Below are 12,465 nucleotides of genomic sequence, written 5' to 3'. Positions count from 1 at the left end.
TCTTACTTCGTCTCCTCGGTGCGGGAGGGGGTGGACGGGGCGGCGGGCTCGGCTCCGCCGAGCAGCAGGTAGAGGACGGCCATGCGGATGGAGACGCCGTTGGCCACCTGCTCGACGGCGGTGCAGCGGTCGGAGTCGGCGACTTCGGCGGTGATCTCCATGCCCCGGTTCATCGGGCCGGGGTGCATGACCACGGCGTGCTCCGGCATCCGGGCCATCCGGTAGCCGTCCAGGCCGTAGCGGCGCGAGTACTCGCGCTCGGTCGGGAAGAACGCGGCGTTCATCCGCTCGCGCTGTACCCGGAGCATCATCACGGCATCCGACTTCGGCAGCACCTCGTCGAGGTCGTAGGAGACCTCGCAGGGCCAGGTCTGGACGCCGACGGGCACCAGCGTCGGCGGGGCCACCAGCGTGACCTGCGCGCCCAGGGTGTTCAGCAGGTGGACGTTGGAGCGGGCGACCCGGCTGTGCAGCACGTCCCCGACGATGGTGATCCTGCGGCCGTCGAGGTCGCGGCCCACGCCGGCGTCCCGGCCGACCAGGCGGCGTCGCACGGTGAAGGCGTCGAGCAGCGCCTGCGTCGGGTGCTCGTGGGTACCGTCACCGGCGTTGACGACGGCGCCGTCGATCCAGCCGGAGTTCGCCAGGCGGTAGGGGGCTCCGGAGGCGTGGTGGCGGATGACGACGGCATCCGCACCCATCGCCTCCAGGGTCAGGGCGGTGTCCTTGAGGGACTCGCCCTTGGACACCGAGGAGCCCTTGGCCGAGAAGTTGATGACGTCGGCGGAGAGCCGCTTCGCGGCGGCCTCGAAGGAGATGCGCGTCCGGGTCGAGTCCTCGAAGAAGAGGTTGACGACGGTACGGCCGCGGAGGGTGGGCAGTTTCTTGATCGGCCGGTCGGCGACCCGGGCCATCTCCTCGGCGGTGTCGAGGATGAGAACGGCGTCGTCGCGGGTGAGGTCGGCGGCCGAGATGAGGTGACGCTTCATCTGGGTGTGCTCCAGGGTGTGGAGGTGTGCGGGCGTGCGGGCGCGCAGGAGGGCCCGTAGGGCGGGAGGGGGCCGTACGGGGGTGCTACTGCTCGCCGGCGGGGGCGGTCTCCCTGCCCCGGCCTTCGGCCGGAGCGGACCCCGTCTCGCGTCGTTCGCCGAGCAGCACGGTGTCGCGACCGTCCTCCTCGGAGAGCTGGACCTTGACCGTCTCCCGCAGCGACGTCGGGAGGTTCTTGCCGACGTAGTCGGCGCGGATGGGCAGTTCGCGGTGACCGCGGTCGACGAGGACCGCGAGTTGGACGGCGCGCGGTCGGCCGATGTCGTTCAGCGCGTCGAGAGCGGCGCGGATCGTACGACCGGAGAAGAGCACGTCGTCGACGAGCACGACCAGGCGGCCGTCGATGCCGTCCGCCGGGATGTCCGTGCGCGCGAGGGCACGGGCCGGCCGGAGCCGCAGGTCGTCGCGGTACATGGTGATGTCGAGCGAGCCCACGGGAATGGTGCGGCCGGTGATCTCGGCGAGCTTCTCGGCGAGCCTGCGGGCGAGGTAGACACCGCGCGTCGGGATGCCGAGGAGCACCACGTCGTCGGCGCCCTTGGCGCGCTCGACGATCTCGTGGGCGATGCGGGTCATGACCCGCGCGATGTCCGGGCCCTCGAGAACGGGCCGCGCGGCATCGGGATTGTACGTGTCCATACGAAACGGACCTCCTTCTCCGCCTCACGGGACGGACCTTAAAGGACGTCGGATTTTGCGCCCTCAACCGTACCAGGGTCCGGACCGCCCGCAGGTCACCCCCTCGGGAGGGTCGTACGGACCATTCGGCTTGACGCAGCCAAGTAACTCTGCGTAACCTCACAGTGAGTGACCAGCCGCGCGGCGGAGCCGCACGTCGAACACATCGAATCGCCGCACGTCGAACACATCGAAACAGTGTCCGGGGAGCTATATGTCCAGCGAATACGCAAAGCAGCTCGGGGCCAAGCTCCGCGCCATCCGCACCCAGCAGGGGCTCTCGCTTCACGGGGTGGAGGAGAAGTCCCAGGGCCGCTGGAAGGCCGTCGTCGTCGGCTCTTACGAGCGCGGCGACCGTGCCGTGACCGTGCAGCGTCTGGCCGAGCTGGCGGACTTCTACGGTGTGCCGGTGCAGGAGCTCCTTCCGGGCACCACGCCCGGCGGCGCCGCCGAGCCGCCGCCGAAGCTCGTCCTCGACCTGGAGCGCCTCGCCCACGTCCCGGCGGAGAAGGCCGGTCCGCTGCAGCGCTACGCCGCCACGATCCAGAGCCAGCGCGGCGACTACAACGGCAAGGTGCTGTCCATCCGCCAGGACGACTTGCGCACCCTCGCCGTGATCTACGACCAGTCGCCCTCGGTGCTCACCGAGCAGCTGATCAGCTGGGGCGTGCTGGACGCGGATGCGCGTCGCGCAGTCGCGCACGAAGAGGGCTGACGCCACAAGCGCAGAAACGTGCCGCCGGGCCGGGGGAAGGCGTTCCTCCCGGCCCTGCGTCGTTTCCGGCTGCTTCGCCGCCTCCAGGGGCCGTCGGCGGGCGGGGTGTGATCGTACGAGCGGCACTGGCCCCCAGCGCGGCGGCGCACGCCGGTGAGCCGTGGGAGAGCAGCACCCCCCGGCCAGAACCGGGAGGGAGGCCCAGGACGGCCCTCCGACGCCCCCCGCGAGCGACGGGCTGCACCGGCACGTCCCTCCCCGGGACGGCGCCCCGCACGGGAGTCCTCTGTCGGCAGTCGTGCTCCGCAGGGGCACCGCCGGCCCGTGGCTCCCTGCGACCGCGCTCCAACGCCCTTCCGGACATGCCGAAGGGCCCGAAGCACCGGACGGTCTCCCCGTGGTGCTACGGGCCCTTCGGCATGACTGACCGGGACTGTCAGGCCCGGCGCAGGCTCGGCTTGAGGTCCTTGAAACGGCCCAGCAGACCGTTCACGAACGACGGCGAATCGTCCGTCGAGAACTCCTTGGCGAGCTGAACAGCCTCGTCGATCACCACCGCGTCCGGGGTCTCGTCCACCCACACCAGCTCGTACGCGCTGAGCCGCAGGATGTTGCGGTCGACCACCGGCATGCGGTCCAGCGTCCAGCCAACCGCATACGTGGCGATGAGCTCGTCGATCCGGTTCGCGTGCTCCGCGTACCCCTCGACCAGCTCCATCGTGTACTCACTGACCGGCGGCTGGCGGTCGTCGGACCGAGAGTGCCGGATCCAGTCCGCAAGCACTTCCTGCACGGACGCCCCGCGCTGGTCGGCCTCGAAAAGGATCTGGAAGGCACGCTTGCGGGCCTTGTTGCGGGCAGCCACGGTTAGCTGTTCACCCGGCCGAGGTAGTCGCCGGAACGGGTGTCGACCTTGATCTTCTCACCGGTGGTGATGAAGAGCGGGACCTGGATGGTGTAGCCGGTCTCCAGGGTCGCCGGCTTGTTGCCACCGGTGGAGCGGTCGCCCTGGACGCCGGGCTCGGTCTCCTGGATGGTCAGCTCGACGGCGGCCGGGAGCTCGACGTAGAGCACCTCGCCCTCGTGCTGCGCCACGGTGGCGGTGAAGCCCTCGATCAGGAAATTGGCAGCGTCACCGACGGCGGGGCGGGAGACGTGCAGCTGGTCGTACGTCTGCATGTCCATGAAGACGAAGTAGTCGCCGTCCATGTACGAGAACTGCATGTCGCGGCGGTCGACGGTGGCCGTCTCGACCTTGACGCCGGCGTTGAAGGTCTTGTCGACGATCTTGCCTGACAGCACGTTCTTGAGCTTGGTGCGCACGAAGGCCGGGCCCTTGCCGGGCTTGACGTGCTGGAACTCGACGACGGACCAGAGCTGGTCGTTGTCGAGCTTGAGCACCATGCCGTTCTTGAGGTCGTTCGTGGTGGCCACGGTTGCGGAATCTCCTGGACTGACGCTGGTGGACGACCCAGGAGGCGAAGATTCGCGCTAGAGCGCGAGCAGCTCCTTGGTCGTGATGGTGAGTAGCTCGGGTCCGCCGTCCGCCTCCTGGCGCACGACGAGCGTGTCATCGATCCGGACCCCGCCCCGGCCCGGGAGGTGGACTCCCGGTTCGACGGTGACCGGCACACAAGCGTCCAGTTTACCCATGGCCGCAGGTGCCAGCTGCGGGTCCTCGTCGATTTCCAGTCCTACACCGTGCCCGGTCCACGGTGCGAGCCCACCACCGTACCCCGCGGAGTCGAGCACGTGACGGGCCGCCCTGTCCACGTCGCGGTACTCGGCGCCGGGAACGAGCGCCTCACGTCCGGCCCGCTGAGCGGCGAAGACGAGGTCGTACAGCTCGATCTGCCAGTCCGCGGGGGTCGTGCCGATGACGAACGTCCGGCCGATCTCGCAGCGGTAGCCGCGGTAGTTGGCGCCGAGGCAGACCGAGAGGAAGTCACCCTCCTCGACACGCCGGTCCGACGGACGGTGCCCACTCCGTCCCGCGTGGGACCCGGTGGCGACGGAGGTGGGGAACGCCGGTCCGTCCGCCCCGTGGTCGACGAGCCGCCGGTCCAGTTCCAGGGCGAGATGGCGCTCGGTGCGACCCACGAGGATCGACTCCAGCAGCTCGCTCAGCGCCTGGTCGGTGATCTCGGCCGCGATGCGCATGCTGGCGATCTCGTCCTCGTCCTTCACCATCCGCTGCTGCTCCACCGCGCTGCAGAGGTCGGTGAGACGCAGCCGGGGAGCGACGGCCCGCAGTGCCCGGTGGCGGGCGACGGTGAGGTGGTGCTCCTCGACGGCCAGGCACTCCGCCCCTGCGGACGCAGCGGCTTGGGCGGCGGCGACTGCTGGGTCGCCGCCGCGGGTGGGCAGCACGGTCAGCCGCAATCGCTCGTCCAGACGTCCCTCGGCGGTGTCACCGGTGGGCGCGTCCGGGCACAACAGGGCGTCGTCGGACCCGCCGGCAGGCCCCAGCAGCAGCACGGCGCCGGCCGGTGCACCACCCGCGAGGTAGCGGACGTTGGCGGGCCGGGACACCAGGGCTGCGCCACTGCCTCCGACCGCGCACAGGTCGCGCAGCCGGCCTCGGCGGTCAGTGAACACCTCGGACATGTCACGAGCCTAAGAGCGACGGCGCGATCCGGCCGGTCGAGGGCGTCCGACCGGGGCGGACCGCACCCGCACCGCCGGCCCCGCCTACCCGTGAACTGCGAACTCCTGAGCGACGGCGCACCGCGCGCGGCCCCGGGAACGGGGCCGTGCGTGTCACCAGGCGGGAGGGCTGGCGAGCGCGCGGGCGAGGACGTCGTCGAGGATGCGGGACGTGGTCTCGACGTCGCAGGTGGAATTGTCGATGATCGGGAGCCCCGAGCCGTACCACCCGGCCATGCGGCCGTGGATGCTGGCGACCTCCTCGTCCGAGAGCCTGCGGTTGCCGCTGCGCTCCGCGTTGCGCTCCAGGACCACCTCCAGGCCCGGGAGGAGCACGACGGGCAGCAGGCCCGGGCCCACGTGGCGCTTCCACCCGCCGAGCCCCACGACCGGACGGTCGGGGAAGACCGCGTCGTCGAGGATGCAGGAGATGCCGTTGGCCAGGAAGTTCCGGGCGGCGAAGCCGCAGGTGCGACGGGCCAGCCGGTACTGGGCCTCGGACTGGTCGTTCCACCCTGTCTGGGGGTCCGCAAAACCGGAGCAGACCCATTCGCGCACGTCGTCCAGGCTGATGTGGGCGGTGGGAACCCTGCGGTGCCCGGCCCAGTGACGGGCCACAGTGGTCTTGCCGGCCCCCGCCGGGCCGATCAGGAGGACCGCGAGCATGGCCGTGCCGGTGCCGGCGTCTGCGGGCGGTACGGGGACGGGAACCGGCCCACCCGGAGGCAGCGGCACATGGCCGGTGGCATCACCAGCGGGAGCCACGACGCCCTGCACGACGGGGCCGCTCCAGCCGGGGGCGGGAGCGCCCTGCGGCGGGGGCGGCGGGCCGGGGCTCTGGGCACGGTGGTCCCACACGGTGCCCGAGCCGGACGGAGGGACGTTCCCCGGCCTGTTGGGCGGCAGCGGAGCCCCCACTGCATGCTGCATCCGGTGCCACTTTCGTCTCGTACGACTTCACGCTGGTCGGGCGGCAGTTGACCGACCCGCATCGAACGGTACCCTCCCCGGCCGCCACCGTGGGAACGGCCGGGGACGACAGGACGTGCCCGCTCAGCCGGCGAGTTCCTCGGCCAACGCCCGCAGGGCCAGCCGGTACGAGCCGATCCCGAAGCCCGCGACCGTGCCGGAGGCGATCGCCGCGACGACCGAGGTGTGGCGGAATTCCTCCCGCGCATACGGATTGGAGACGTGCACCTCGATGAGCGGCGCGGTGCGCTGCGCCGCTGCGTCGCGCATCCCGTACGAATAGTGGGTGAACGCACCGGGGTTGAGCACGACGGGGATCGCCCCGTCAGCCGCCTCGTGGAGCCAGCGGATCATCTCCCCCTCGTCGTTGGTCTCGCGCACGTCGACGTCGAAGCCGAGTTCCTTGCCCAGCGACCGGCACGCGTCCACCAGCCCCGCGTACGTGGTCGACCCGTAGACGTCGGGTTCGCGCGAACCGAGCCGGCCGAGGTTCGGCCCGTTGAGAACCAGCACCCGGCGGCTCATGCGGACACCTCGCCGAACGCCGCGAGCAGGACCGCCGGGTCCGGGCCCTCCAACACGGTCGGCTTGGCCAGACCGTCGAGCACGATGAAGCGCAGCAGGTCACCGCGGGACTTCTTGTCGACCTTCATGGTCTCCAGCAGCTTGGGCCACTGGTCGCCGCGGTAGGTCAACGGCAGCCCGACGGAGGCGAGCACGGCTCGGTGCCTGTCGGCAGTCGCATCGTCCAACCTCCCTGCGAGACGGCCCAGTTCAGCTGCGAAAACCATGCCGACCGAGACGGCCGCGCCGTGCCGCCACTTGTAGCGCTCGTTCTTCTCGATGGCGTGCGCCAGGGTGTGGCCGTAGTTGAGGATCTCGCGGAGCCCGGACTCCTTCAGGTCGCTGGAGACGACCTCGGCCTTGACCCGGATGGAACGCTCGATCAGCTCGGAGGTGTGCGGTCCCGCCGGGGTGCGGGCGCCCTCGGGATCCGCCTCCACCAGCTCCAGAATGACCGGGTCGGCGATGAAACCGGCTTTGATGACTTCGGCCATGCCGCTGACGTAGTCGTGCAAGGGCAGCGAGTCCAGCGCGCCGAGGTCGCAGAGCACACCGGCCGGCGGGTGGAACGCCCCGACGAGGTTCTTGCCCTCCGCGGTGTTGATGCCGGTCTTGCCGCCGACGGCGGCGTCGACCATGCCGAGGACCGTGGTCGGTACGGCGATCCAACGCACCCCGCGCAGCCAACTCGCGGCGACGAACCCGGCCAGGTCTGTGGTGGCGCCCCCACCGACGCCGACGATGACGTCGGTGCGGGTGAAGCCGGTCTGCCCCAGTGCCTTCCAGCAGTACGCGGCGACCTCGACGGTCTTGGCCTCCTCGGCGTTGGGTACCTGGATGGCCACGGCCTCGTACCCCTGCCCGGCGAGGTCCTGGCGGATGGCCTCCCCGGTCTCGGCGAGCGCCTCGGGATGGATGACGGCGACGCGCTTGGCCCGCGGGCCGATCAGCCCGGGGAGCTCACCCAGCAGCTGGCGGCCGACGAGCACCTCGTACGGGTCGCTGCCCGCCGTACCGCCGACCTGGATGCGAGTGACTGCCTGCTCGGTCATACGTCCTTCAATTCGAGTGCGTCGAGGACCGCCTGGGCGACCTCTTCGGGAGTGCGGTCATCGGTGGCGACGACGACCCGCGCGACGTCGGTGTAGAGATGGCGCCGGGCCTCCATCAGCTCGCGCCACTGGCGGCGAGGGTTGACGGCGAGCAGCGGACGTGCGGCGCCCAGCCCGACCCTGCGCACGGCCTCCTCGACGTCCATGGAGAGGTACACGACGGGCAGCCCGGACAGCAGCTCCCGGGTGCCCTCGTCGAGGATGGCCCCACCACCGAGTGCGAGGACCCCCGTGTGTTCGGCGACGGCGGACCGCACCGCCGCCCGCTCCAGCCCACGGAAGTGCGGTTCGCCGTCCTCGATGAAGATGTCCGCGATCTCGCGGCCCTCGGCCGCGACGATGTCGGCGTCGGTGTCCCGGTACGCGGTGCCGAGGCGCTCGGCCAGGAGCACGCCGACCGTGGACTTGCCGACGCCCATCGGGCCGACGAGGACCACCTGCGGCCCCCGGCCCGGCACGGGAACCGAGCCCGCCTGCCGACCGGCGGCCTCCCGCGCGTCGCTCACCGTGCCCCCACCGTTCGCTTCTCCGCCCGCTCGGCGCACCTGCGACTCGGCACCCGCCTGCCGACCGGCGGCCTCCCGCGCGTCGCTCACCGTGCCCCCACCGTTCGCTTCTCCGCCCGCTCGGCGCACCTGCGACTCGGCACCCTCCCGCCGACCGGCGGCCTCCCGCGCGTCGCTCACCTGACGGCCAGGTTGTCGAGGTAGGACCGCACGTTGCGCCGGACCTCGGGAACGCTGTCGCCGCCGAACTTCTCGGCGACGGCGTCGGCGAGGACCAGCGCCACCATGGCTTCGGCTACGATGCCGGCCGCCGGTACGGCGCACACGTCGGAACGCTGGTGATGGGCGGCGGCGGCCTCACCGGTCGCCACGTCGATGGTCTTCAGCGCCCTCGGCACGGTGGCGATGGGCTTCATCGCCGCCCGGACGCGCAGCAGCTCGCCGGTCGTGAGACCGCCCTCGGTGCCACCCGAGCGACCGGAGGTGCGCCTGATGCCGTCCCCGGTGCGGACGATCTCGTCGTGGGCCTTGGACCCGGGGACCCGGGCCAGGTCGAATCCGTCGCCGACCTCGACGCCCTTGATGGCCTGGATGCCCATGAGTGCGGAGGCCAATCGGGCGTCGAGGCGCCGGTCCCAGTGGACGTGGGAACCGAGCCCGACGGGAACACCGTAGGCCAGCACCTCCACGACGCCGCCAAGCGTGTCGCCGTCCTTGTGGGCCTGGTCGATCTCCGCGACCATCGCCTTGGACGCGTCCGCGTCCAAGCAGCGCACCGGGTCCGCGTCCAGCTTCTCCACGTCGGCAGGGGTCGGGTACACGCCGTACGGAGCCTTCGCGGCGGCCAGCTCGACGACGTGGGAGACGATCTCGATGCCCGCGGTCTCCCTCAGGTAGGAGCGGGCGACGGCTCCCAGGGCGACTCGTGCGGCCGTCTCACGCGCGCTGGCGCGCTCCAGGATCGGTCGAGCCTCGTCGAAGCCGTACTTCTGCATGCCCGCAAGGTCGGCGTGCCCGGGACGGGGGCGGGTCAGCGGAGCGTTGCGGGCCAGCTCGGCGAGCTCGGTTGCATCAACGGGATCGGCCGCCATGACCTTGTCCCACTTGGGCCACTCCGTGTTCCCCACCATGATCGCGACCGGGGAGCCGAGGGTGAGACCGTGCCGCACGCCCCCGAGGAACGTGATCTCGTCGCGTTCGAACTTCATCCGCGCACCACGTCCATAGCCGAGGCGCCGCCGGGCGAGGTGGTCCGCCACCATCTCGGTGGTGATCGGGACACCGGCGGGAAGACCCTCCAGCGTCGCCACCAGTGCGGGACCGTGCGACTCCCCCGCGGTCAGCCAGCGCAACCTGCTCAACGGTGCTCCTCATGCTCGCCTCGAACTGCGACGGCGCGACCGTCGGGAGCACTCCCAGCGAGAGCGCGGCCCCGGCCCGCCTCCTACGATCCTCCCACGCCCGGGGCCCGGACCCGGCCAGTGGTCCAGCAGGCGGACGCGCGGAACGGGTAGGGGCGGGCAGCTGCCCGGGGAGGCGGTGGCCGGATCAACGTGCGGCGAGCGCTTCCTCGCCCGCCGCGCGCATCGCCGCGAGCGGCGCCGGAGAGCGGCCCGTCATCAGCTCGACCTGGAGCACGGCCTGGTGCACCAGCAGGTCGAGCCCGCCGACCACGGCACCGCCCCGCTCGGCCCAGCTCGCCGCGAGCGGCGTCGGCCAGGGGTCGTAGAGCACGTCGAAGAGGGTTCCGGGCGTCTCCGGTACGTACGGGACGAGCGCGTCCGTCGCCCCGGCCGGAGTGGTGGCGACGACGAGCGGAGCGTCGAGGGCGTGGCCCGCCTCGGCCCAGTCGGCCGTGTGCACCTCGAGGCCGAGCCGCTCACCCCAGCCGCGCATCTCCTCGGCGCGGGTGTGGGTGCGCACGTAGGCGGTGACGGGGCCGGTGCAGACGCGGGCGAGCGCGGCGAGCGCCGAGGACGCGGTCGCACCGGCGCCGAGCACGGCGGCGTACTCCACCTTCTCCACGCCGCGCTCGCGCAGCGCAGCGATCATTCCGGGGATGTCGGTGTTGTCGCCGGTCCGCCGCCCGTCCTCGCCGAAGACGACGGTGTTGACCGCCTCGACGGAGGCGGCGGTGTCTGTGATCGCGTCGAGCAGCGGGATGATCGCCCGTTTGAGCGGCATCGTCAGCGAGAGCCCGGCCCACGAGCCGTCGAGCCCCTCCAGGAAGCCGGCCAGCTCCGCCTCGCCCACCTCGAAGCGACCGTAGGACCAGTCCGCGAGGCCGAGCGCAGCGTACGCCGCGCGGTGGAGCACCGGGGACAGCGAATGCTCGATGGGCGATCCGAGGACCGCCGCCCTGCGTCCCTCAGTTGCCACCCGACTGTTCATTGAACTTGTCCTTCAGCTTCTCGAACTCGGCGTTCGTCTTGGCGAACTCCGTCTTGTGCTTGCCGTCGGTCGCCACGAAGTACATCCAGCCGTCGGCCGTGGGTTTCATCGCCGCCTGGAGCGCCACCAGACCAGGATTGCCGATGGGCCCGGGGGTGAGGCCCTTCCGCGTGTACGTGTTGTACGGATCCTTGTTGCTGTTGATCTCGCGCTCACTGATGTTGATCTTGCTCTGACCCTTCAGGTAGTTGAAGGTCGAGTCGAACTGGAGCAGCTGGTTGGTCTCCGTGTTGGTCGGCTTGAGCCGGTTGTAGACGACCTCCGACATCTTGCGGTAGTCCTCGTGGTTCTTGCCCTCGGCCTGCACCAGGCTCGCCACGGTGACGAGCTCCCAGGGACCGGCGAGGCCCCGCTTCTTGGCCTCCTCCTCCAGGTCGACCTTGCCGTACTGCTCCTTGGCCTGGTCGACCATCTGCTTGAGGACGTCCTCGGGCTTGGCACCCCTGGACACGGAGTAGGTCGACGGGAAGAGGAAACCTTCAAGCGGGTCCTTGACGTCCTTGTGCCCCTTCGCCCACGCGGGGAGGCCGAGCTTGTCGGCCTGCTCCGTGGCGACGGATTTCGTGGTACCCGGCGTGAGGCGCAGACGAGTGTCGATCAACTGGTAGACGGCCGCGTTCCGCATGCCTTCGGGAATGGTCAGGCCGTTCCGGCTGCTCGGACTGAGCATCGCCTTGACGGCCTCGGCCGCGGACATCTCCTTCTTGAGGGAGTAGGCGCCCGGCTGGATCTTGTCACCGTTGGGGTTCTGCTTCTGCGCCTCGACGAAGGCGTCGACGCTCTTGACGACGCCGGCCTTCTTGAGGAGGTTCCCGATGTCCGTTCCGCTCGCCCCCGCGGGAACGTCCACCTGCACGTTGCCGGTGCCCGCACCCGTGAAGTCGGGCGCCGCCCCGAACTGGCCCTGCCAGAACTGGTAGCCCACGTAGCCGGCGGCCCCGGCGCCGCCGACCAGGACCACCGCCACGACGAGACACGCGAAGCCGTTGCGGCTCTTCTTCTTTTTCTTCTTGCTCCCCGCCGGCCCACCGCCGCCGGGGTCCTCGACCGGCTCCCCGTCGTCGCCATCGGCGCCTCGGCCCCCGTCCCCCGTGAAGAACGGGTGGTCCTCCTCCGGCTCCGGGCCCTGCTGAAGGGCCGTCTCCGGCTCGGGGACCGGCTCCTGCGTCGCACGGCGGCCGGGGGGCTCCGGCGGCGGGTAGGCGTCGGGGGTGCCGTAGTAGTCCTGCTCGTAGGGGGCGGCGGGCGCACCGGCCGTCGGGTCGTAGGGCATCACCGCCTGCTGGGCGGTGTCCCAGGTGCCGCCGTAGGTCTGCTCCCCGTAGGTTTGCTCCCCGTAGGTTTGCTCCCCGTAGGTTTGCTCCCCGTAGGTCTGCTGCCCGTACGCCATCTGGTCGTACTGGCCGCCGTACGGGTGCTGCTGGCCGTACTGCGGCGTGTACTGCTGACCGTCGAACTGCTGCGGCGGATACTGCTGCTGCTGGTAACCCGTCGGATGTTGCGAATCGTTTCCGTAGTACGTCGTCTCGCCCTGCGGCTGCGGAGGGTACTGCTGCTGCGACTGGCCGCCGTACGGCGGCTGGCCAGGGGTGGCCTGCCCTCTCCACCCCTGGTCCCCGTACAGAGGGTCCTCGGGATGCCACGGTTCGGAGCTAGGGCCCCGGCCATACTCAGTCATCGATCCCCTAGAGCCGCGAGACGGGCATAGGACGGTCCGCCTCTACGTAGTACGGCTGCTCTTCGAACACGCCGTATCGCGCGGAACGTTACCGTA

At 70.9% G+C, this 12,465-nt stretch carries 14 protein-coding genes; 1 reads left to right on the top strand and 13 read right to left on the bottom strand.

Translation table 11 applies throughout. From position 1 onward, the window contains the following. Positions 1-2 precede the first annotated feature (2 nt). The gene (locus ACFXOM_RS12355) at positions 3-989 is read right to left on the bottom strand and encodes an aspartate carbamoyltransferase catalytic subunit (protein WP_384938015.1); all 987 of its coding nucleotides are present in this window, start codon (positions 987-989) and stop codon (positions 3-5) included. A gap of 85 nt (positions 990-1,074) precedes the next feature. Beyond that, positions 1,075-1,689 (bottom strand): bifunctional pyr operon transcriptional regulator/uracil phosphoribosyltransferase PyrR, encoded by a 615-nt coding sequence (pyrR, locus tag ACFXOM_RS12350; RefSeq protein WP_384938018.1) that lies wholly within the window; start codon positions 1,687-1,689, stop codon positions 1,075-1,077. Positions 1,690-1,942: 253 nt separating this feature from the next. Here pyrR and bldD point away from each other — a divergent pair, with 253 nt between their 5' ends. Next, positions 1,943-2,443, top strand: a complete 501-nt coding sequence (bldD, locus tag ACFXOM_RS12345; RefSeq protein ID WP_017945577.1) for a transcriptional regulator BldD — start codon at positions 1,943-1,945, stop codon at positions 2,441-2,443. 436 nt (positions 2,444-2,879) lie between these two features. On the opposite strand, the gene nusB is transcribed toward bldD, so the two are convergent. From nusB to ACFXOM_RS12290, 11 genes are all read right to left on the bottom strand, one after another. Further along, the gene (gene nusB, locus ACFXOM_RS12340; protein ID WP_384938021.1) at positions 2,880-3,308 is read right to left on the bottom strand and encodes a transcription antitermination factor NusB; all 429 of its coding nucleotides are present in this window, start codon (positions 3,306-3,308) and stop codon (positions 2,880-2,882) included. Between the two features lie 2 nt (positions 3,309-3,310). After that, entirely contained in the window at positions 3,311-3,877 is a 567-nt protein-coding gene (efp, locus tag ACFXOM_RS12335) for an elongation factor P (protein WP_384938024.1), read from the bottom strand. Positions 3,878-3,934: 57 nt separating this feature from the next. Then, positions 3,935-5,050 (bottom strand): aminopeptidase P family protein, encoded by a 1,116-nt coding sequence (locus ACFXOM_RS12330; protein WP_384947126.1) that lies wholly within the window; start codon positions 5,048-5,050, stop codon positions 3,935-3,937. A 153-nt stretch (positions 5,051-5,203) separates the two neighbouring features. Next, positions 5,204-6,019: an AAA family ATPase gene (locus ACFXOM_RS12325; protein ID WP_384947128.1), complete on the bottom strand. Its 816-nt coding sequence runs from the start codon at positions 6,017-6,019 to the stop codon at positions 5,204-5,206. Positions 6,020-6,142: 123 nt separating this feature from the next. Further along, positions 6,143-6,583, bottom strand: a complete 441-nt coding sequence (gene aroQ, locus ACFXOM_RS12320) for a type II 3-dehydroquinate dehydratase (protein ID WP_384938032.1) — start codon at positions 6,581-6,583, stop codon at positions 6,143-6,145. After that, on the bottom strand, positions 6,580-7,674 hold the full coding sequence (gene aroB, locus ACFXOM_RS12315) for a 3-dehydroquinate synthase (RefSeq protein WP_384947131.1): 1,095 nt from the start codon (positions 7,672-7,674) through the stop codon (positions 6,580-6,582). Before aroB ends, aroQ begins: the two co-directional genes overlap by 4 nt. Then, positions 7,671-8,153 carry a shikimate kinase gene (locus ACFXOM_RS12310; RefSeq protein ID WP_384938227.1) on the bottom strand — a complete coding sequence of 161 codons (483 nt, stop codon included), beginning with the start codon at positions 8,151-8,153 and terminating at the stop codon, positions 7,671-7,673. The genes aroB and ACFXOM_RS12310 overlap by 4 nt, the downstream gene beginning before the upstream one ends. 263 nt (positions 8,154-8,416) lie before the next feature. Then, positions 8,417-9,601 (bottom strand): chorismate synthase, encoded by a 1,185-nt coding sequence (gene aroC / locus ACFXOM_RS12305; RefSeq protein ID WP_385037820.1) that lies wholly within the window; start codon positions 9,599-9,601, stop codon positions 8,417-8,419. A 187-nt stretch (positions 9,602-9,788) separates the two neighbouring features. Continuing rightward, positions 9,789-10,631 carry a shikimate dehydrogenase gene (locus ACFXOM_RS12300; RefSeq protein WP_385037817.1) on the bottom strand — a complete coding sequence of 281 codons (843 nt, stop codon included), beginning with the start codon at positions 10,629-10,631 and terminating at the stop codon, positions 9,789-9,791. Further along, complete coding sequence (gene mltG / locus ACFXOM_RS12295) at positions 10,609-11,541, bottom strand: endolytic transglycosylase MltG (protein WP_384938230.1); 933 nt, start codon at positions 11,539-11,541, stop codon at positions 10,609-10,611. Before mltG ends, ACFXOM_RS12300 begins: the two co-directional genes overlap by 23 nt. Then, positions 11,426-12,298 (bottom strand): pentapeptide repeat-containing protein, encoded by an 873-nt coding sequence (locus tag ACFXOM_RS12290; RefSeq protein WP_385037878.1) that lies wholly within the window; start codon positions 12,296-12,298, stop codon positions 11,426-11,428. The genes mltG and ACFXOM_RS12290 overlap by 116 nt, the downstream gene beginning before the upstream one ends. Positions 12,299-12,465 lie beyond the last annotated feature (167 nt).

This window comes from Streptomyces sp. NPDC059169 (assembly GCF_042755225.1).
Taxonomy (GTDB): Bacteria; Actinomycetota; Actinomycetes; order Streptomycetales; family Streptomycetaceae; genus Streptomyces.
This window is presented reverse-complemented; position numbering and strand designations above follow the sequence as displayed.

Bases quoted from the DNA above. Each gene is read 5' to 3' on its own strand.
- pyrR (WP_384938018.1), bottom strand. From the start codon at position 1,689: ATGGACACGTACAATCCCGATGCCGCGCGGCCCGTTCTCGAGGGCCCG.
- ACFXOM_RS12310 (WP_384938227.1), bottom strand. From the start codon at position 8,153: ATGGGCGTCGGCAAGTCCACGGTCGGCGTGCTCCTGGCCGAGCGCCTC.
- aroQ (WP_384938032.1), bottom strand. From the start codon at position 6,583: ATGAGCCGCCGGGTGCTGGTTCTCAACGGGCCGAACCTCGGCCGGCTC.
- ACFXOM_RS12325 (WP_384947128.1), bottom strand. From the start codon at position 6,019: ATGCAGCATGCAGTGGGGGCTCCGCTGCCGCCCAACAGGCCGGGGAAC.
- ACFXOM_RS12355 (WP_384938015.1), bottom strand. From the start codon at position 989: ATGAAGCGTCACCTCATCTCGGCCGCCGACCTCACCCGCGACGACGCC.
- bldD (WP_017945577.1), top strand. From the start codon at position 1,943: ATGTCCAGCGAATACGCAAAGCAGCTCGGGGCCAAGCTCCGCGCCATC.
- ACFXOM_RS12300 (WP_385037817.1), bottom strand. From the start codon at position 10,631: ATGAACAGTCGGGTGGCAACTGAGGGACGCAGGGCGGCGGTCCTCGGA.
- aroB (WP_384947131.1), bottom strand. From the start codon at position 7,674: ATGACCGAGCAGGCAGTCACTCGCATCCAGGTCGGCGGTACGGCGGGC.
- ACFXOM_RS12330 (WP_384947126.1), bottom strand. From the start codon at position 5,050: ATGTCCGAGGTGTTCACTGACCGCCGAGGCCGGCTGCGCGACCTGTGC.